At 59.8% G+C, this 19,110-nt stretch carries 15 protein-coding genes and 1 riboswitch; of the genes, 10 read left to right on the top strand and 5 right to left on the bottom strand.

The annotated features are described in order from the left end of the window. Positions 1 to 325 precede the first annotated feature (325 nt). Genes AC07NV_RS00265 through AC07NV_RS00255 form a run of 3 tightly spaced genes read left to right on the top strand, consistent with a single transcriptional unit; the run spans position 326 to position 4,012 of the window. Positions 326 to 1,612 carry an ABC-three component system protein gene (locus tag AC07NV_RS00265; protein ID WP_495164340.1) on the top strand — a complete coding sequence of 429 codons (1,287 nt, stop codon included), beginning with the start codon at positions 326 to 328 and terminating at the stop codon, positions 1,610 to 1,612. Then, positions 1,605 to 2,120 carry an ABC-three component system middle component 5 gene (locus AC07NV_RS00260; protein ID WP_495164339.1) on the top strand — a complete coding sequence of 172 codons (516 nt, stop codon included), beginning with the start codon at positions 1,605 to 1,607 and terminating at the stop codon, positions 2,118 to 2,120. Before AC07NV_RS00265 ends, AC07NV_RS00260 begins: the two co-directional genes overlap by 8 nt. Next, positions 2,117 to 4,012: an AAA family ATPase gene (locus tag AC07NV_RS00255; RefSeq protein WP_495164338.1), complete on the top strand. Its 1,896-nt coding sequence runs from the start codon at positions 2,117 to 2,119 to the stop codon at positions 4,010 to 4,012. Before AC07NV_RS00260 ends, AC07NV_RS00255 begins: the two co-directional genes overlap by 4 nt. Positions 4,013 to 4,146: 134 nt before the next feature. Here AC07NV_RS00255 and AC07NV_RS00250 read toward each other — a convergent pair whose 3' ends face one another. After that, a complete protein-coding gene (locus tag AC07NV_RS00250) occupies positions 4,147 to 4,986 on the bottom strand; it encodes a hypothetical protein (RefSeq protein WP_495164337.1) in 840 nt (279 codons plus the stop codon). Positions 4,987 to 5,382: 396 nt separating this feature from the next. Then, a riboswitch (ZMP/ZTP riboswitch) is annotated at positions 5,383 to 5,464 on the top strand. 18 nt (positions 5,465 to 5,482) lie between these two features. Here AC07NV_RS00250 and AC07NV_RS00245 point away from each other — a divergent pair. Continuing rightward, positions 5,483 to 6,115 (top strand): LysE family translocator, encoded by a 633-nt coding sequence (locus AC07NV_RS00245; protein ID WP_495164336.1) that lies wholly within the window; start codon positions 5,483 to 5,485, stop codon positions 6,113 to 6,115. Positions 6,116 to 6,634: 519 nt separating this feature from the next. On the opposite strand, the gene AC07NV_RS00240 is transcribed toward AC07NV_RS00245, so the two are convergent. The 3 genes from AC07NV_RS00240 to AC07NV_RS00230 form a co-directional block, all read right to left on the bottom strand. Further along, entirely contained in the window at positions 6,635 to 7,237 is a 603-nt protein-coding gene (locus AC07NV_RS00240; RefSeq protein ID WP_495164335.1) for a glutathione S-transferase family protein, read from the bottom strand. Positions 7,238 to 7,634: 397 nt separating this feature from the next. Continuing rightward, on the bottom strand, positions 7,635 to 9,056 hold the full coding sequence (locus tag AC07NV_RS00235; protein WP_495164334.1) for a M14 family zinc carboxypeptidase: 1,422 nt from the start codon (positions 9,054 to 9,056) through the stop codon (positions 7,635 to 7,637). A gap of 30 nt (positions 9,057 to 9,086) precedes the next feature. Continuing rightward, entirely contained in the window at positions 9,087 to 11,240 is a 2,154-nt protein-coding gene (locus tag AC07NV_RS00230) for a TonB-dependent receptor (RefSeq protein WP_495164333.1), read from the bottom strand. 141 nt (positions 11,241 to 11,381) lie between these two features. Between AC07NV_RS00230 and AC07NV_RS00225 the strand changes: the two genes are divergently transcribed. Next, positions 11,382 to 11,969 (top strand): TetR/AcrR family transcriptional regulator, encoded by a 588-nt coding sequence (locus AC07NV_RS00225; protein WP_495164332.1) that lies wholly within the window; start codon positions 11,382 to 11,384, stop codon positions 11,967 to 11,969. A gap of 130 nt (positions 11,970 to 12,099) precedes the next feature. On the opposite strand, the gene AC07NV_RS00220 is transcribed toward AC07NV_RS00225, so the two are convergent. Further along, positions 12,100 to 12,738: a TetR/AcrR family transcriptional regulator gene (locus AC07NV_RS00220; RefSeq protein WP_495164331.1), complete on the bottom strand. Its 639-nt coding sequence runs from the start codon at positions 12,736 to 12,738 to the stop codon at positions 12,100 to 12,102. A 147-nt stretch (positions 12,739 to 12,885) separates the two neighbouring features. Here AC07NV_RS00220 and AC07NV_RS00215 point away from each other — a divergent pair, with 147 nt between their 5' ends. From AC07NV_RS00215 to AC07NV_RS00195, 5 genes are all read left to right on the top strand, one after another. Beyond that, positions 12,886 to 14,118, top strand: coding sequence for an alpha/beta hydrolase family protein (locus tag AC07NV_RS00215; protein ID WP_495164330.1), 1,233 nt, complete (start codon positions 12,886 to 12,888; stop codon positions 14,116 to 14,118). A gap of 227 nt (positions 14,119 to 14,345) precedes the next feature. After that, positions 14,346 to 15,029, top strand: a complete 684-nt coding sequence (locus AC07NV_RS00210) for a 3-oxoacid CoA-transferase subunit A (protein ID WP_495164329.1) — start codon at positions 14,346 to 14,348, stop codon at positions 15,027 to 15,029. A 4-nt stretch (positions 15,030 to 15,033) separates the two neighbouring features. Then, entirely contained in the window at positions 15,034 to 15,684 is a 651-nt protein-coding gene (locus AC07NV_RS00205) for a 3-oxoacid CoA-transferase subunit B (protein WP_495164328.1), read from the top strand. Positions 15,685 to 15,746: 62 nt separating this feature from the next. Next, a complete protein-coding gene (locus AC07NV_RS00200; RefSeq protein WP_495165131.1) occupies positions 15,747 to 16,973 on the top strand; it encodes an MFS transporter in 1,227 nt (408 codons plus the stop codon). A 406-nt stretch (positions 16,974 to 17,379) separates the two neighbouring features. Continuing rightward, positions 17,380 to 18,954: an LVIVD repeat-containing protein gene (locus AC07NV_RS00195; RefSeq protein ID WP_495164327.1), complete on the top strand. Its 1,575-nt coding sequence runs from the start codon at positions 17,380 to 17,382 to the stop codon at positions 18,952 to 18,954. Positions 18,955 to 19,110 lie beyond the last annotated feature (156 nt).

Raw genomic sequence — 19,110 nt, 5'->3', positions numbered from 1 at the left:
CAATAGCGCCTGAGCCTTAGCTGGTTTCAAAATCGTCGCTGAAGAACGGGGGCTTGAAGTCCGCTCCTTTTCGTACGGTCACTGGAATATCATCCTGCATCCACACCGAAGAGGGGGCGCTCGGGTTTCTGAATTCCATACAATGCCACCAGTTCTGGGGCATTAAATCTCTTATACGCTGTGCCACTCCACTACGAAAAACGCTAACCGTGACAAAATATGAATCGTAGAGTTTTCTACTTTGACGAAATGCCCCAATGACTTGTAGGTCCGCATAGTAACCGGTCTGCATCTCTCGGATCGCCAGAAGCATTGCGGGGCATGCATGTCGAATGACGGGCCAACTCAGATATTTGCGCAGCAGCGCCCAGAATCTCCTCCGACAGCTGTACTCGACATCATATTCGTCCACGGGCTTGGTGGCGACCGGATCGAGACTTGGCAAAAGACCGAAAGTGCATTCTGGCCACGCTGGCTAGCCGAGCAGTTCCCAAACTGCCGGATTTACATGATGGGCTATGACTCGAACAAGTTCGCTGGCATCCTCGCGGGCGAAGGTGCTTCGGTCCAAGATCTGGCGCTGGCTATGGCCGACCAAGTCGCCAGTCGTGAGGAAGGCGCGCCGCACGCGCTGTTTGTGGCCCATAGTTTAGGCGGTCTTGTCGTCAAACAGATGCTGCGACGGTTTGCGGAAAGCGCGAATCCCGATTTCAATGCCATCGGTCGATCGGTGGCGGGGGTGGCGTTCCTAGGCACACCGCATCAGGGCGCACATGTGGCGACGGCGCTCGATATCTTATTGCGAAGCTTCAAGAGCAAGCAAGTCAAACAGCTAGCATATAGCGACGATTCGCTGATCGATCTGAATGACTTTTTCCGCTCATGGGTGTCGCGCCAAAATGCAATGGTCCGCTCGTTCTATGAAACTGAGAAGACCGGCACTGTGCACATCGTCGATAAAGTCACCGCCAATCCTGGAATTGTGGGCAGCGACCCGGTCGCCGTTCAGGCCAACCACATCGATATCTGTAAGCCCGCCAGTAAAACGGCACCAGTTTACGCCTCAATGTGCGCGATGATCCGCCAGATACTCCAGAAGGTCTCGCGGGTTTCCGGGGCAGGCGTCGGTGGCTCCGGTGGCGAAGTAAACACAGATGGATCTCAAGGTGACGGCATCGACACGGTCGCGGCATCCGATATCGCGCCGGAGGTCCGCGCGGATTTCGAATATTATACAACCATGGCAGAGCATGACCGGCGCGATCTCGCACAGAAGCTGGCCGACGCCGGGCGATCCTACGCAATTGCAGGTGCAAAGCGAAAGAAAGAGCGATTCAATATGGAGCTTCAGCGGCATATTGCGCAGCCGTCCGCAGTGGTACGCTACACACAATTGTTGGCCGACGTTGAGAGCCGATTCCATCGGCATGTGGCGCGCGTCGTCGCGGCCGATGGTAGTGGCGCCGAAATCGATCAGGTGGTGCAGGACCAAGTGATCGGTCCTTGCACGGAGGCCCATTCAACAAGCAAAAACGAGATTACGGCGGGATTGGTAGACGGAGCGCTCTATTATCTCGCCGGCAATTGCCACTTGGCGTGGGACAATGGCTGATTTCCGTGTCTGGTACGCTTCGCGCGACCCCTATCATTGTATCTTTCGTATGATCCGTCTGATGACCGCGAAAGGTGAGCCCATTCCGTTGGAGCAACTTCGCGTCCTGGACATGTTCTTAATGTTTCCGATGCTACTCCACCGATTGTCGCTGCCAGCGGAGATCAAAGAGCGCTTCCGCGCGCTGAAGATTCCGGCGCCAGCCAACTTCTTCGTCCGGCTTCCTGGCACGGCATCGGTCTGGCAGGATCTGCAAATCTATCAATCTACGGCACTGAAGCGCTTAACGGGCCTGGGCCTTCTGAAGCGCGACGCACTCCGCGACCGTTATGCTAGCCTTGAAACGAAGATGATGCCCGAAGAGATCATGAAACAGGCCGTCGTTCAGAATGAGGTCGATAAAGCCCTGATACGGTTCTTGATAGACGACGTCTGTTCGCTGCCGATGACAGGTCGGAATGGCCTAATCAAACGCGCTGGCTTGCCGGCGCGGGGGCCGGTTGTATGAGCGCCTTCTTTCGTATTGAGCGCACGCTCGTCACGCGCGCCACTCATATCCTTTATGACGAAGTGTTTCATCAGGGTGTGAACATCATTCACGGCTCGAATGGATCAGGCAAATCGACGATTGCTGATTTCATATTCTTTGGTCTTGGCGGAGACCTCCGCGATTGGAAGCAGTCGGCTTCACGCGCTGAGCAGGTCTATCTTCAGATCATCACTCCGGCGGGCGTGTTAACTCTGCGGCGGGATATATCGACCGATGGCGGCCGGCCCATGTCGATTTTCTTCGGCACGCTCGACGACGCTCTCTCGTCGCCGGCTGAAGGTTGGCAGACACTTCCGTATCGGCGGCCAGATCATGGTTACAGCTTCAGCCAAGTGTTGTTTAAGGCAATTGGCCTACCAGAATCGATCAGTGATGGCGGTAGCAACATCACTATGCATCAGTTGCTTCGGTTGCTCTATGTTGATCAGCTGACGCCGGTGCAGCGGATTTTTCGGGTAGAGAATTTCGACACTTGGCAGACGCGTCAAGCCGTTGGTGATCTGCTTTCGGGGGTCGGGGGCTACGATCTGTTCGATAAGCAGATAGCGCTTAGAGAGACCGAAAAGCTCTACAATGCGGCGGTCACCGACTACCGTAGCCTCGTCGCAGTCGCGTCCGGCTATGGCGAAAACATTCTCTCCGAACATATCAGTGCAGCGATCACCAAGATGATCGAGGACCGCGGCCGCCTGCTGGCATCGATCGACGAGCTTGTTGGCGCATCTGAGCTGCAGCTCGAGCGCGCAGATCTCAAAAAGATGCGTTCTGATGCCATCAAAGAGTATAATGGCGCACGTAAGACGTTTGTGAATCTCAAGGAAAGCATCGAGGTGCTCGAATATGAAATCTCGGACGCCGAGGATTTCATCAAGCACCTCACCCAGTCGCTCGCAGATTTCGATGACGCCTCGACCACCTTCTTCGCGCTCGGCCATCTAGCCTTCGAATACTGCCCGTCCTGTTTTGCGCCGGTGGCCCCCAAAGAAGCGGCACACTGTCAGCTCTGCGATACTAAACGCGTAGATGGTGGTGACGATAGCCGTACGCTTGCCGTACGCCTCGACCTTCAAATGCAGCTGAAGGAATCCGAAGCACTTCAAGGCGAGCGCAACGCCGAGCTCATACAGATGAAGAGTGCGTTTCGTATCGCAGGCCAAGTGCTGCGGCGCGCGTCATCGACGATTGAGCTCGCTCAATCGGGGACGGTGACCGGGCGCGAGAGCGCGATCGCGGAGCTGAGCCGCAAGGTTGGCTTTATCGACAGCGAGTTGGAAAGCCTCCAGAAGCGGCTCGAACTTGCTAAGCGGATTCAAGCTGCGGCCGATGCCAAGGAAGATCTCAACACGCGCGTTACGCGGCTCAAGGCGGAAATAGACGCAATCCTACGCACCCAAGGAAAGCGCAAGTTGGAAGCCTATACGCTCATCTCTAACGAGACCAAGGTGCTCCTCGACAAAGACCTTCAGGAACATAGTGATTTTGGTGAAGTGACGAACGTCTCTTTCGAGTTCTCGGGCGATTGGGTCGCGATTAACGGCGACAAAAATCGCGCCGGCAGTGCGAGCGGAATGGTCATCCTCAAGAATAGCTTCGCGGCCGGAATTCTAAGTGCCTCACTGCGAGACCAGCGCTTCAACCTGCCGCGTTGGATGCTATTTGACAACGTCGAGGACAAGGGGATGGTCGAGGAGCGGTCGTGGAACTTCCAGCGACTGCTGGTAGCCCTGTCGAAGGCGTCACAGACCCCTCATCAGATAATCTTTACCACCTCCAAGATCGCGCCCGAGCTCGACCTCCCGGAATTGGTCGTTGGTCGGCATTACCACCGCGCGGCACGCTCGTTGAACTAGAGATGCGCTATCATTTACGACTATCGACGAGAAAAAGGGTGGCTCTTGATTTGCGTTCGGCGAGGGGCGTCTCGCTGCCTCGATAGTTTTAGATAGAACCGCGGGAGCTAGTTAGGAGGGGAGCGATTTGGAATCTATATTAATGTTAGAAAGCTCCCGAGCACGCGTTTAGATCCAGCCAAATCGAAATTCACCTCGATCTTGTTTCCATCGACCTCGGAAATTGTGCCGTCACCGAACTTCTCATGGTAAACCCGGACCCCAATCTGAAGATTGGGATCAATGGAGGGTGACAGCGCCTTGCCGATCAGGCGGTCAACATTGTCAGAAGCTACCGATGCGGTGGTTCTCGTTAAAGTTGAAAGGTCCATAGGGGAATTGATGATAGCGAGCCTGCCGTCCAACTTCGCGAGTTTGATATTCATCTCGTCTAGTCGATCAGCAATCGCCTCCTCGCCAGAGATTGTAACGTTTGTAGGCTTTACAGTTTCGAACTCGAAATGCTCTAAGTAGGCATGATATGTGCCGGACAAAGACGATTCCCGCGTGTCCAAAAGGATCTTCGTCAGCTTTTCGACAAAGGCTGCAATGTCCCCATATTTCAGCGTCGGATCGTAGAACTCAGTGTTGATTATGCTCGTGTCGAAGGGCAGCTTCGTGCCTGTTTCAGCAATAATGATGGTCGGCCGCTTCGTGGTCAGACGCATCCCCAATTCGAGCATCACATTTGGGTTTCTGGTGGAAACGTCGCAGACGATAATTTCGTTCTCGAACAAATTACGTAAAATCTTCGCGTGTATCACATCAAAGTCGGCGTTATGCCAGACTGGTTGAGCCGTCATCTCTGCGCGATCGATTGCTTCAGAAATGAAATTAAGAACCGATCTCCAGTGATCTTCCGTATGAGCATCATCTGTGTAGCTGATCGGCATGATAATTCCGCAGGTACACTTTGTTTTCGTCGTCTGATTCATGCCATACACTACCATGCTCTAGCGGGGTTGCGCCATAGGGCAGCGCGAGCACGCCCTAGAACACTTCAACCAAAGCTTTAGACAGGCAACGCTCGGCAATGCGATACAAATTTGCTCCGAATAGACGTGGCGCCTGAACGGGAAAGCGACGTCGCCGGAGCGGCTATCAACTCAATACTCGCACTTGGTTATGTCGCCAGTTGGTCGTCCGCTTTCGCCATTCTCGCGCCAAAAGCCGCATGTCCTGAACCGGCCAGGTCCCGCATTTATATTCTTCCTGCAGACACGCCTGGCGAAATATCTCCTGGGAGGGGCGGTCGGCTTTCCGGGGAGAAAAGCGGTTTCGCTGTCGTTCACTGCCTTCTTTACATTGTGGGACGTACTCGCTTATTGCCAGCGGACTCGCGTGACTGACGCTGAAAGATGGATACCCATCGGGAAGCGCGAGGACGTTTAGTCGCGCGTCTGGGCATCCTTCTCGAAATGGAGAAAGCAGATGCCAGAACTGACCAGCTTGCTCACCTTCGCCGCTATCGCACTGGGCATGGTCCTGACTCCGGGGCCTAACATGGTCTATCTTATTTCGCGGTCGATCTGCCAAGGCAGAACTGCCGGCCTGATCTCGCTCGGCGGGGTCGCGCTTGGCTTCATATTCTACATGCTATGTGCTGCGTTCGGTATTACCGCCCTCGTCCTGGCGGTGCCATACGCCTATGACGCAGTGCGCTTCGCTGGCGCCCTCTACCTGCTGTGGCTCGCATGGCAGGCTGTCCGACCCGGCGGGCGCTCGCCTTTTCAGGTCAAAGACCTCCCGGAGGATAGTCCGCGAAAACTCTTCTTCATGGGGTTCCTAACCAATCTGCTGAATCCGAAAATCGCTGTCATGTACCTGTCCCTGTTGCCGCAGTTCATTGATCCGTCAAACGGTAGCGTGCTGGGGCAGGCTGTTGTTCTCGGAACGGCACAGATCGTCATCAGTCTGTTTGTGAACGCCTTTATCGTAGTTTCTGCAGCGTCGATTGCAGCGCTCCTTGCCCGGCGCCCGACAGTTGCGCTCGTGCAGCGGTGGGTGATGGGGACGGTGCTCGCTGGCATGGCTGTCCGGATGGCGACGGAAGCACGCCGGTAGTTCGGTAAGGACCGCTTCCAGCGCCGCTGCTGTGACCCGCCAACGGCAACAATTGGTCGATGTTGTTGAAAAAGTCGGCCTTCGGAAACGGCTTGAATAATGGTGCGCTCTCGGCGGATGACGGGCACCATCGGTTCACAGTCGCGGGCAGATTTGACCCAAAGATTCATCGCATTGACAGAAAATTACAGGATCCGACTTTTTCAACAGCATCGGTCGATTCCGGTCATTGGATCTAGATCGGCAGCAGATGGTCGGAATGGGGTGGAGAACTGCCCTTCAAACTTCGTCATGCTGAACTTGTTTCAGCATCCATGGTCGGGCCTCTTGTCCAGCGCCGCGCCCAAGGAACCGGCAGGCCGTGGACCCTGAAACAAGTTCAGGGTGACGAAATAGGGATGGTCGGTTTGGGTCGTTTCCGGCCATTGCGGCCAGATCGGCCACAAACGGCGCAAATGGGATGGGAAAGCGGACTGGCGGGTTTGCTGGCGACCGAACGCCAAAGCGGCCAATGACGAATTAGCTGAGCGATTTCTGCAAGGCGGTGCGAGCGAACAATCTGTCAACATACTCAAGCGTTTTGGGATGCGTATCAGTGAGCAGTTGAAGCCACTTCGCTGAACCTAGTGTAAAGCCCATCATGATGTCAGCAGCCGTAAATTCGCTTCCGGCAATATAGGGTTGGGTGACGAGAGCCTTTTCAACCTTGCCAAACACCGTGTTTGCACTGTCACGAACCGCCCCGATGATTTCCTGATGTCTATCTGCATCATCTCGATAGACTGTCAGCCAAACGGTCGTGTTGATGGAGCTAGCGGCTGTGCCTTCCGCAAAGTGCAGCCAGTAGAGATAGGGGGCACGGTCCTTTGTACCGATCGGCGGCTCGAGCTGCCCATTTCCATACCGCTCCAAGATATATTGGACGATTGCCCCTGACTCTGAAAGAGCGATGTCTCCGTCTTCAATGTAGGGATAATTGCCTGAAGGGGTATCCTGCGCGAAGCCCCTGCTTCCGTCCCGATTATATTCTGTGGTTACCAGTTCATATGGAACACCAAGTTCCTCCAACAGCCATCGAACCCTGATAGATCGAGTGAGCGGCGCAAAGTGAAGCTTTATCATCGGTAACCTTCAGGCTTGGTCGATGTCGAAGTATGGCAGCTTCCGAAGGGTGTGCAATTAGGTTTCTCTGGCTGCAACTGGTCGTTCCCGTCATCGATAGTCGTCACATCGGGAAGGTCCGCTATTCCCCATTCGGCGCCCAGAAGCGGTCAGTCTCCTGCCGGCCACAAGCGCCTGGTGGCCTATGATTTGAGTTCCAGGCACAGTGGCGTGCGATTTGGCGTACCCTCGAGCAACCGCTTCATTTGCTATGGTCTCTGCTGCGCGCCTTGAAAGCAGGCTCCAGAGCGGGTGATCGATGTCCGATCCGTGGCTTCAATATTGCACAGTTCTCGGCCGCAACCGGTCGGCTTCCTTCGTGCCCGTGGAAGCGAACCGCAGCCATGTTGAAGGGCATTCATTGCAAAAACTGGATTGCAGCCAGAATCGATCGGATCTGAATATTAACGGGGACATCGAGTGGCAAAGCGGTGAGCGAATTTTGACTTTCAAGTAGACGCAATTGTGTATCGATCGCTCTTTCTGCCGCAGCCTCTGCCGAACGGAGGCGGCGATCGTCGTGGCGGGCGGATACCAGCCGGGCCAAATGTCCCAACATTGCAAAGGGGCGGAGGCTCGCGAGGCGCAGGGTCATGCTCATGCTGGCATGGACGTTGACGGGAAGCGGAACCGACCATGAGGCTTCGCCGGCGCCGAGCGGCTGGTCGCGCTCGAGCGGCGCCTTTTTATGTGCTTCCTCGATCGCGAGGAGTAGCGCCTGTTCGTCGGAGGTCTCGACGAGGCCGCGGAAGAGCGGCAACCATGTATCCAATATCTCCCTGATCCCCGCATTGGCGTCGCGATGCATGGCAAGAAGGTCCTTCAGCGTGAAGGGCGAGATGCTGGTATCGCGCAGGCGCGCATCGTCCCAGAGCGGCACCTCGGCAAGAAGGTTGAACGTGCCGTAGCGCTGGGTCGCATAATGCGCGCTGGACTCGCCCGCGGGCCACACCTCCTGGGGCGAAATGCCAGCGGCCTGCGCGTTCCGGATCACCTGATCAAAATGGGGCAGCGCGAAGATCCCGGGCATGTAGGACGGCATTTCCGTGAAGGGCTCGCCCACGGTGCTGAGCGTCAGGCCATGTTCCGTCGGCTGCTTTCGCAGGGTCTGGAACAACTCCGGCGCATCGCGGCTCGCGATATAGAAGACCCCTCCGGTATCGGCGCCATGAAGCGAGCATTGCAGCGTCGGCCGCGCGAAATCGATCGCGGCACGCCAGCATTTATTCTCTGGCGTTGGATGATCGAAACGATAGCCGTCGACCTCCAGCGGGAACGTATAATCGGGCTGCTGCGCGAAAGCCGGGCGGAAGAAGTTGCCGAGGTAATTTTGTAGCGTGCGCGGCTTTTTGAACCAGCCTTCGTTGAGTGCGACGCCGTCGATGTCGATCGCCTTGATGAAGTGCCAGCGATAGCCGCTTTGCTCGCGGAGCGCGGTGTCGCGGACGAGCCGGTCGAGCAGCCGCTCGATCATCAGGCAGCCTATGGGTTCGTTCGGATGCGGGGCGCCGACGATCAGTGCCGATTTTTCACCCTTGCCGATCGAAATCAGTTCGATCGGCCGCCCTGAGCGGCTCGCGCCCAGCGGGCGCGTCTGCACAAGGTCGGGGAAGGCTGCGACGAGCGCGCGGGTATGTGCGGTCATTTCCGCGATCGTCGGAAGCGTGTCGGCGGTTCGTGGCAGCGCCGTGGCTCCGATCCTGGAAGCGAGGCCCGCGGCAATGCCGCTCGCAATCAGTCCGCGCCGCGACAGGCACGGCATGGTGGGAATCAGGGTCATGGATGAAATCCTTTGATGATGGGGGAGGGGTCAGAAGCCGCCGCGCAGCGTCAGGCCGAAGGTGCGGGGACGAAGCCGTATCGCGGTTGCACCTCCCGGAAGCCGGAAGGCATTCTGGATCGCGCGGCTGTCGGTGAGGTTGTTCACATGGAGCGAGACGCCGAAGTGTCCGAAATCGACACCAGCGCGCAGATTGAAAATTTGATAGTTGCCATAGGTCAGCGCGGCCGGGTTGTTGAGGTCGCTGAATGCCTTGCCGAAATATTGATGCTCGCCGCGCAGATAGGCATTCGCGTCGCCGGAGATCGCGGTTTCGAACTGCAGATAATTGGATGCGGTAAAGCGCGGGGTTCCCGGCAGGCGGTCGCCGACCAGCGCGTCGACGCCGGGCGCAACCGCGGTAAGCCGCGTTGCCGTATAGGCGAGCGCGGTGCCTGCCTCGAAACCCGGCGCCGGGCGTAGTGTCAGTTCGAGTTCGCCGCCGCGCGAGCGCGCGTCACCAGCATTGGCGATATAGGCAAAACCCGTCGCCGACCGTGCCTGAAGCTGGATATTGCGGAAGTCGATCGCGAACAGTGCAGCGCTCGCCGAGAGCGCGCCGTCGAGCCAACGCCCTTTGAGTCCGACCTCATAATTCCAGAGCGTATCGGCATCGTAAGTGCCGGGGATCGCGGCCCCATCGGTCGGGTCGGCGAGCGGGGTCAGATTATTCTGGCCGACGCGATAGCCCTTGGCCACTTGCGCATAGATCCGCGCATCGTCGCCGATGCGATAGGAGAGCGCGAATTTGGGCGTTGCGGCGCTTTCGCTTTGCCGCCGGGCGATCGCGGTCGGGCCGCCATTGATTAGCCCGTCGGCGGTGCCGGCAAGGCGAATATGGTCGCGGAAATAGCGCAGTCCCGCGGTGGCGGTCAGCCGGTCGGCGACGGTATAGGATATTTCGCCGAACAGCGCGGCCTCGCGTGCCTTGATGATCGATCCCGAGCGCAGAAGGTCGTCGGAAGGAAAGCCGATCGGTGCCAATATCGCGCCGGCTCCCGGAATATGGATCAGCTCATTGCTGTCGCGATCGGTGTTCAGATAAATGCCGCCGATCAGCCATTGCAGCGCGGACCGCCCCCGCGAGGCGATCCGGACTTCCTGCGCAAAGCTCTTGGACGTGCCGAAGACCCGCGCCGGATAGGGGCCGCTGACGCCAAGGTCCGACAGTAGCGGGTCGAGACGCCTGGTGAAGTCGCGTATCGCAAGGTCGCTGCGGTCATTGTAGGTCGTGGACGCGGTGATCGTGAACGCCGGCAACGCATATTCGGCTACCAGATTATAGATCGTCGATTTTGTCCTGACCGGCTGCGCCACTGCACCCGAATAACTATAGCCGGGCGCGTCATAATCGCTGAAATTCGAATCCCGTGGCCGGTCGCGCTGATAGCTGATCGTGCCCATCAGGCTGAATTCGGGTGTGGCCTGCCATTTCAGCAGCAGGCGTCCGCCGATCGAGGTCTGGCGTTCGACATTCCGGTCACCGCGCGCGACATTGTCGACATGGCCGCCGTCGCGGCGGGCATAGCCGACAGCCCGCACCGCCAGCTTGTCGGCGACCAGCGGGATGTTGATCATGGCATTGCCGCCGAAGCTCATGTCGCCGCGGCGTGTGGCCTCGGCGGTCGCTTCGCCGCGCGCATCGAATGCTGCCGCGTCGGGCTTGTTGGTGATGATGCGGATTGCGCCGCCCGCCGCTCCCGAACCGAACAGGGTTCCTTGCGGGCCGCGCAGCACCTCGACGCGGCCGACGTCGAACAGCCGCAAATCGGGGGTGATGAGCGGGGCGAACATGTCGAGGGTGGGAAGGTCGTCGATATAGATGGCGACCGGCGATTGTGTGTTTCCGGCAAGCGAGCCGGTCGCGATCCCCCGGATCGCAAAGCTGCCCGAATTCGCGCCGCTCTGATTATAGACGAGGCCCGGCACCGTCCGGACATAGTCCTGAAACCGGTCGGCATTGATCCGCGCGAGCGTGTCTTCGTTCAGCGCGGTGATCGCGATCGGCACGTCGATCAGGCGCTGTTCGCGTTTGGTAGCCGTCACGATGATCTCGGGCGGCGAATCGGAAGCGGCGGCGTCACCGGTGCGCTGCGCATCCCGCGCCAGCGCCGGTTGCACTACGGCCAGGGCCGCCCCGGCCATCAGGCCCGCATATCTCGAACATTGTTCCATTGCTCCGCTCCCTCTCATATTTCTATATAATGACCGACTAGTCGGTTTTTTAAAACCATGCAAGACGGAGCTTGGGCGTTTAGGCTAAGGCCGGGAATAACCGGAGGAACTATGCCCAAACTGAGCGCAGGAAAAATGGCCGAGCGGCGCGAGCACATCATGTCAGCTGCGCTGGGATGTTTCGAAAATCATGGATTTTCCGCGTCCACGGTCGATGACATATGTGTCGAAGCGAGGATCAGCAAAGGTGCATTCTACACGCATTTCAAGAGCAAGGACGCGTTGATCCATGCTCTGCTCGAACAGCGTCACGATACACTCGCCGGAATTGCTGGGGAAACATTGGAAGATTTTGAGCAGTCGATTTTCGACGAGCTCATCGTTTCGACATGGAAAGAGGGGAGCGGGCGACTTGAGCTAGAAGCTATCGCTGCCAGTGCGTCGGACGGGGAATTGAACCTGCGCGTGTCCGCCAATATTGCACGCATCCACGCGCAACTTGCCAGCGGCCTGATCCGCCTTCGTGATAACGGGATCGTACACTTGCAGGGCGATCCGGAGGAGATCGCAGAGGTCATCCATGGCTTCGTCTTCGGCAAAATGGTAGCTCGGGTGGTTCAGCCGACGCTGTCTCCGGATGGGGCTCGTGCCGTGCTCCACGTGCTGATCAGCGGATTTGTGGTCCCGGCGCGGAAATAATCCGGATCGCAGTAGCCTTCATCCAGCGCACAAATTGTCTCTTCGCCGCTATGGCCGTTTTTCGTGAAACGGGATCGAAAGGCGACCGTTTGTTATCGGCCATGTCACGATTAAGGCGACCTGCCGGGTTCTAATTTTCACTGGCCCCTGAATTCGCCGCTTGTGCGCCCTCCAGGAACAAGCGGATCTTCAGCGCGATGATTTCGTGGTCGTGCGGTACCGGAAGACCGAAGACATGCTCGCGGATTCCGAGGAAGAAGATCGCAGCATGCAGCCCCCACACCGCTTCGATCTCGGCGTGCGTGGATGGCTGCGCGTCAAGCGTTGGCCTGCCGAAGCCAGCGCGTAACTCGGCAATCACCGCCGGATAAATGTCCTGACCGATGCGCGCAAACAGGCGCTTGTGAAAATCGACGTTGGCGAGGGCGGCATGGAGGAGCAGCCGCGTATAGTCATGATCGAGAATCAGACGCGCATAGTCGCGGTAGAAGGTGATCAGCCGTTCCTCCAGCGGCCTTGTCCTGTCGCGCAGCGCCTCAAAGTCGAGGTGCCAGTCATGGCCGAACACCTCCTCATAGACGCGCAGGAGAAGATCTTCCTTGGTCGGAAAATAGCGGAAGAGCAGGGCGTGCGAGACTCCAGCCTGTTTTGCGAGTTCGCGCGTCTGCCCGCTGAAGCCATGTTCGGCATAGTAGGCGATCGCCGCGCGGACGATCTCGCGCTCGCGGTCCTCAGGCGCAAGGCGTTTGCGCGTGCTTTGTTCGGCCATGACGTATCGCCCTTCTTCCGGCGGGGCCGGGCAGCTTCATTACCTCTCTCTTGACAGAGACTTCTCTATTGAGCAAATGCTCAATAGTTATCGCGCAGACGGATCAATGGGCGCGGAAGCTTTCTTCCTTCAGGCAGGACATTCGATATGCTGGAAATGGTTCCCTTCTCGACGGCCACTTATTGGCTGAACTATGCCGCGCATAATGCGACGTGCGCGGGAGCCTCGATGGGCGATGTCGCGCGCGCAATGCGGCCCTATCTGACGCATGTCGAAGCCAATCGGGAAGCGTTCGAACGCGCCAAGGCGTTGGCGCCGCTCGTCTTCGACGGAAAGCCCGCCTCGGTTCCCCCTGAAATTCTTCCCGTCCTGCTCGATGGCAATCCGATCTGGTGCCAGGGCTGGCTCGACGAAGGGGAGCGGCTCGCCGCGATAGCGGACGATTTTGCTGCGAAGGGCGCGCGGCTGACCTCCGGCGATATTTATCGCCGCGCGGCGGTGCTCACCACCTATGCCGAGTGGACGATGCTGCTCAGTCCCGAGAAATATGCGGCCTTCGACCGTGGGCGCGATCTCAGTCTCAAGGCGATGGATATGCTCGGCGAGCGCTTCGAGCCGGTGCGAATCCCTTATGAAGGCGTCGAACTCGAGGGCATGTTCTGGCCTGCGCCGGGTGAAGGGCGCAAGCCCGCCGCGCTGTGCTTCAATGGCCTTCATTCCTCGATGGAATGGTTCTGGCAGGTCGGGCTGATCCGCGAGCTCAACCGGCGCGGCATTTCGGTGATGGTATTCGATTGTCCGGGATCGGGAACGTCGCGTTTTCACCTCGGCGTCCATATGGAACCGGAAACCGAGCGCTACGCTCGGCCCGCGCTTGATGTCCTGCTCGCGCGCGACGATGTCGATCCCGACCGGGTCGCGGCGGTCGGATGCAGCTTTGGTGGCTATCGCACCGTGCGCGCGGCCGCGACCGATCCGCGATATCGCGTCTGTCTCGCTTGGGGTGCTCTTTACGGCTTCGCGCGATCGCAGGATGGCGGTTCGGGATCGTCGGGCATGAACGGTCTCGATGCGCGGACCACGGCCTGGTTCTTCGGCGTGACCGATGCGGAGGAGGGCGCGCGCAAATTGTCGAAGTTCACGCTCGCGCCGGTCATCGCCGATCTCGCCTGTGATCTCGTGGTCTTCCACGGCGCGGCGGACATGCAGGTTCCGGTGGCGCAGGCGCACCAGGTCATCGCCGAGGCGACCGGCGCGCGCAGCAAGGAACTGCATATCTACACCGCCGAGGATGGCGGCGAGCAGCATTGCCATCTCGACAATGTCGGAACGGCGCTTGGTCACATGACCGATCGGGTCGCGGCCCTGCTGGCGGCCTGACAGAAGAGCGGGCCGCCGCACGCATCGCAAAAGTGGGGTTCCACGCGAGGCGGCGTTCGTCGGGGCTTGCGCTCCGCTGTCCCTCCAATGCCGGTCAGCGACGGGTCGTGCCGCAGTTGGCGGCGAAGCTCGCCCCGAGCAGGAGTCCAAAATGGACTTCTTGCCCGGTGCGGGGGGGCGTTTCGGGCCTAGAAGACATTCGGGACAGGACGGCGATGGAGCCATGAATGATCGATAAAATCATCCCCGCCATCGACCGCGCGGTGGCGGAGATATGTGATGGCGCGTCCATCATGATCGGCGGGTTCGGGACGTCCGGGATGCCCGACGAACTCATCGACGCGCTGATCGCACGCAACGTCGGCGATCTCACGGTCATCTGCAACAATGCCGGAAATGGCGAGACGGGCGTCGCGGCGCTGATCCGCAACGGCCGTGTTCGCAAGATGATCTGCTCCTTTCCGCGTCAGGCGGACTCGCACCACTTTGATGCCGCCTATCGCGCGGGGAAGATCGAACTCGAACTTGTGCCGCAGGGCAATCTGGCGGCGCGCATGCACGCCGCGGGCTCGGGGCTCGGCGCCATCTTTACGCCGACCGGCTTCGGCACCTCGCTCGCCGAGGGCAAGCCTACCGCCGAGATCGATGGCAAACATTATGTGCTCGAATATCCGATCCGAGCCGACTTCGCGCTGATCAAGGCGCTGAAGGGCGACCGCTGGGGCAATCTCGTCTACCGCAAGGCGGCGCGCAACTTCGCACCCGTGATGGCGATGGCGGCAACGGCGACGATCGCGCAGGTCTCCGAAATCGTCCCGCTCGGCGCGCTCGACCCCGAAGTCGTCGTCACCCCCGGCATTTTCGTCCAGCGCCTGGTCGCTGTGTCCACGTCCGGCGGGATGGAGGGATAGACCCATGAAATTGTTCGATCGTGCCGAACTTGCTGCGCTGGTGGCAGCCGACATTCCCGACGGCGCCTATGTCAACCTCGGGATCGGCCTTCCGACCCTCGTCGCCGACCATCTTCCCGATGGCCGCGAGATCGTGCTGCAGAGCGAGAATGGGATTCTCGGCATGGGGCCGGCGCCAGCCAGGGACGACATCGACTGGGATCTGATCAACGCCGGCAAGCAGCCGGTCACGCTGCTGACTGGCGGCTGCTACTTTCATCACGCCGACAGCTTCGCGATGATGCGCGGCGGCCATATCGACATTTGCGTGCTCGGTGCCTTCCAGGTCTCGGTAGCGGGCGATCTCGCAAATTGGCACACGGGTGAAGCGGGTGCGATTCCGGCGGTCGGCGGGGCGATGGATCTCGCCGTGGGCGCACGGCAGACTTTCGTGATGATGGAGCTTTTCACCAAAGGCGGCCAATCGAAGCTGGTCGAGGCCTGTACCTATCCGCTCACGGGGCTGGCCTGCGTTTCGCGCGTCTACACCGACCACGGCGTCTTCGAAGTGGGGTTGCAGGGCGCCGGGATTCTGCGCCTCGCCGATGGACTCGGCGCCGCGCAATTGCAGGACATGATCGGGATCGAACTCCCCGACAGGCGACTGAGCCGCTGAGCAGGTCGCGGTGCATCGCCGCCGCGTCGCAAAATCAAAAAAATGGATGGGAGAGGGCGGTGATGAAGCCAGTCGAGGAGCGTCGGAACGAATTTGCGACCGCATGGCCGGTGCTCGTCGCCGCCACGATCGGGCTCGCCATTGGCGTCCACGCGCTACCCTTCTACACGGCGGGAACCTTCATGGCTCCGCTCGCCGAGGAGTTCGGCTGGACACGCGCCGAATTATCGATCGGTCCCATGCTGCTCACGCTGGTCCTCGCGCTCGGCGCCCCGGCGGTGGGTGGTATCATCGACCGCTGGGGTGACCGCCTGCTGATCCTCTTTTCGCTCGCGAGCCTTGTGATCCTTGTCTTCCTGATGACCCGTCTCGACGGCAACATTCGCGAATATTGGCTGCTGTTCGCAGCGATGCCGCTCCTCGGTGCCGGTTCGGGAACGCTGGCCTTTTCGCGTATCGTCAGCGCTACTTTCTTTCGCCAGCGCGGGACCGCGCTCGGCATCGCGCTCACCGGAACCGGTCTCACCAGCGCCCTCGGGCCGGCCTTCTTCTCCGGGATTATTGAGACCGAGGGCTGGCGGCACGCCTATATGGTGATGGCGATCATCATCGCCGTGATGACACCGCTCGTCCTTCTGCCGCTCTGGCGGCGACCGCCTGCGGCAGCGGCGCCGGGAACCTCCGGGAAGGCTGCGCCGTCGCTCGATGGCGAAGCCACCTTCGGTGAGGCGCTGCGCAGCAGCATCTTCTGGCGCCTCGCCATCGCCTTTCCGCTCGTCAGTTTGAGCTCGATCGGGATGGTCGTCCATTTCGTGCCGCTGCTCCGCGATTCGGGCATGGCGGCCGCGGAAGCAACCGCGACCGCAGGGCTCATCGGTGTTGCGATGATCGGGGCGCGCCTCGTGTCGGGCGTGCTGATTGACCTCATATTCGCGCCCTGGGTCGCATCGGGCGTAATGGCGATCTGTGCCGCCGGTCTGGTTTTGCTCGCGCTCGATCCTGTAACCTTTGCGTGGTGCGGGGCGGTCGCGGTCGGCTTCGCGATCGGCATCGAATTCGATCTCATCGCTTATATGGCGGCGCGCTATTTCGGCTTGTCGGCCTTCGGTCGCATCTACGGCGTGCTCTACGGGCTCACCGCGCTCGGGGTGTCGGGATCCTCCCTGGCATATGGCTATTGGTCTGAAAGAGCGGGAAGCTATTCACCGGCATTGCTCTGCGCCGCTATGCTGCTCGTCGGTTCGATCTTCATTTTCCTGACGCTGCCGAAATTCCGCCACGAGGAATAGATCCGGCGGCGAACGCGGTTTTTCCTGAACTCCTCCCTGCCTGCGCCGGCGTCTTTCGCCGGAGCAGGCTTTTTTATTCTCGGTCGATTTTCCAGCGGGGATGCAGCGGCCAAAAGGATGTCGGATGGCCCCGGCGCCAACGCGCCGCCGGCCAATCGCTTGTCGAGCCCGCCGCCAGGGAATCCCGTACGGCGCCTGCCGGTTTTTGCGCGGTGGAAAAGGCTCGCAGGCCTGGAGGTCGGTGGTCATTGAGGCCGTCGTCCTCATTGCCGAAAGTTCGATTGTCCGAATTGGACATCTTGCCTCTCGTTCGGGCGCGCGGCCCCAATATGCTGGCCTCAAGTCCGAAGAGACGGTGTGAGCGTAGCGGCCCCGGCCCGCGCTCCGCACGGGAGAGGGAAGCAAGATGGATCGACAAGACCCGAGCGCCGCGCTTGATCGCCGCAGCGTCATGACCGGCTTTCTCGGGGCGGCGGCCGTGCTCGGCGGTGGGCGTGCGATGGCACAGGTCACGGGCGTATCGCCGGAAAGCGGACATCTACCGCTACCGCGGCCGCTCGGATCGCTGCCCTATCTCGACAAGCGTTTGTACATCCAGAATATGGAGGTGATCGCCGAAGTCGATGCGCCCTTCATGTCGGGCGGCGAACCATTGATGACGATGTGGGCCAAGGGTCACCGGCGGATGATCAACTGCTGGTTCGGCGGGTGGGTCGATGTCACCGACGCCCGCAACCCGGTTCACATCAAGACCGACTATATCACCGGGCTTTCCTCGATCGCTTATAATGAGAAGCTCAAAAAGTGGCTGTCGATTGAGGCGGCAACCCAACCCTTTTCCGACCCCATGCCGAACGCCCCGCTGGGAAAATATCAACATGACGTCGCCGAGCGCGTGCGTGCGAGCAAATCGCTGCGGGGCATCCGCGTCCGAGACGTCACCGATCCGTTGAACGCCAAATTGCTTGGCGAGTTTAGCGTCGGCGACGGCGCCTATGGCACCCACATGAATTTCTACGACGGCGGCCGCTACGCCTATCTCGACGCCGGCTGGGGCGACGAGCTGCGGAGCGAAAATGCCGCATCGCTCAGCGGCTCGGGCATGATGGTCGTCGACCTCTCCGACCCGGCGAACGTCAAGGAAGTGTCGCGCTGGCACATCCCCGGCAGCCTCCTCGCCGAGCAAGCCGAATATGAGCAGCAATGGTGGGCCGGAAGCCATGCGGCCTGGTCGCAGTCGCACGGCGGCCCGAGCGTGCCGATGCGCGTCGAGGAGGGGGGACGCTGGGGCTATGGCGGTTTCGGCCATTTCGGCATGGTCGTCTTCGACCTGTCGGACATCCGCAACCCGCGGGCCGTGGGCCGGGTACGCTCGGATCATCAGGGTCTCGGCACCATTCCCTTCCATACTTGTCTACCGTTGATCGCAGATGCCCGTTTTCCGCAACTTCGCAACAAGGTCGTCGGACTTTGCGAGCCGCTCGATCCCGACTGCCGCGAGAGCCCCGCGCTGAGTTGCATCGTCGATGTTGCAGACCCGGCGAAGCCACGGATCGTGAGCTATCTGCCCAAGCCCGCCGCGCCCGTGGACGCACCCTATAGCGATTTCTGCCTCGCGCGCGGTCGTACCGGCCACCACAACAGCCAGACCTTCGTCGCCCCCGGCAAGGCGCGACCCGACATCCTCGTGATCGCATCCTTCAATGCGGGGATTCGCGTCCTCGATATCGCCGATCCGACCAACCCGCGCGAGATCGCCTATTTCGTACCTCCGCAGACCGGCGACATCGAGAATTATCGCAGTTGGTATCGCGGCCAGGGCGAGAATGTCGTGGTCGAATGGGATCGCAACATCATCTGGTTCGGCACGGCGGGCAAGGCCTACGGCCTGTCCTGCCCGGCGCTTGGGGCTCCAAAGACGGCGCCGCAGAAAATAGCGCGCTGGACGCTCCCGCATCACAACCGTGGCTGGGATGGCTGAGAGCATCCCGTTCGCAGCCATCGCCCGTTCGGCATTCCGTCGCGCATGACAAGGGCCGCTCACATATTTGCCCGGTCGAACTGTCGCCGAAGCGGGAAAGGCCTCGCGCCGCAGATGCACGCAAAACCCCACGAAACACATCAAAACCAACGGTCT

The organism is Sphingopyxis sp. GW821-FHT10B01 (genome assembly GCF_059415685.1).
The sequence above is the reverse complement of the archived record's forward strand: the minus strand, read 5'-3'. Positions and strand labels throughout refer to the sequence as shown.

What these genes read in the sequence shown, in the direction of transcription:
- AC07NV_RS00210 (WP_495164329.1), top strand. Translation starts at nt 14,346, where the DNA reads ATGATCGATAAAATCATCCCCGCCATCGACCGCGCGGTGGCGGAGATA.
- AC07NV_RS00205 (WP_495164328.1), top strand. Translation starts at nt 15,034, where the DNA reads ATGAAATTGTTCGATCGTGCCGAACTTGCTGCGCTGGTGGCAGCCGAC.
- AC07NV_RS00200 (WP_495165131.1), top strand. Translation starts at nt 15,747, where the DNA reads ATGAAGCCAGTCGAGGAGCGTCGGAACGAATTTGCGACCGCATGGCCG.
- AC07NV_RS00240 (WP_495164335.1), bottom strand. Translation starts at nt 7,237, where the DNA reads ATGATAAAGCTTCACTTTGCGCCGCTCACTCGATCTATCAGGGTTCGA.
- AC07NV_RS00230 (WP_495164333.1), bottom strand. Translation starts at nt 11,240, where the DNA reads ATGGCCGGGGCGGCCCTGGCCGTAGTGCAACCGGCGCTGGCGCGGGAT.
- AC07NV_RS00225 (WP_495164332.1), top strand. Translation starts at nt 11,382, where the DNA reads ATGCCCAAACTGAGCGCAGGAAAAATGGCCGAGCGGCGCGAGCACATC.
- AC07NV_RS00255 (WP_495164338.1), top strand. Translation starts at nt 2,117, where the DNA reads ATGAGCGCCTTCTTTCGTATTGAGCGCACGCTCGTCACGCGCGCCACT.
- AC07NV_RS00220 (WP_495164331.1), bottom strand. Translation starts at nt 12,738, where the DNA reads ATGGCCGAACAAAGCACGCGCAAACGCCTTGCGCCTGAGGACCGCGAG.
- AC07NV_RS00235 (WP_495164334.1), bottom strand. Translation starts at nt 9,056, where the DNA reads ATGACCCTGATTCCCACCATGCCGTGCCTGTCGCGGCGCGGACTGATT.
- AC07NV_RS00265 (WP_495164340.1), top strand. Translation starts at nt 326, where the DNA reads ATGTCGAATGACGGGCCAACTCAGATATTTGCGCAGCAGCGCCCAGAA.
- AC07NV_RS00260 (WP_495164339.1), top strand. Translation starts at nt 1,605, where the DNA reads ATGGCTGATTTCCGTGTCTGGTACGCTTCGCGCGACCCCTATCATTGT.
- AC07NV_RS00215 (WP_495164330.1), top strand. Translation starts at nt 12,886, where the DNA reads ATGCTGGAAATGGTTCCCTTCTCGACGGCCACTTATTGGCTGAACTAT.
- AC07NV_RS00250 (WP_495164337.1), bottom strand. Translation starts at nt 4,986, where the DNA reads ATGAATCAGACGACGAAAACAAAGTGTACCTGCGGAATTATCATGCCG.
- AC07NV_RS00195 (WP_495164327.1), top strand. Translation starts at nt 17,380, where the DNA reads ATGGATCGACAAGACCCGAGCGCCGCGCTTGATCGCCGCAGCGTCATG.
- AC07NV_RS00245 (WP_495164336.1), top strand. Translation starts at nt 5,483, where the DNA reads ATGCCAGAACTGACCAGCTTGCTCACCTTCGCCGCTATCGCACTGGGC.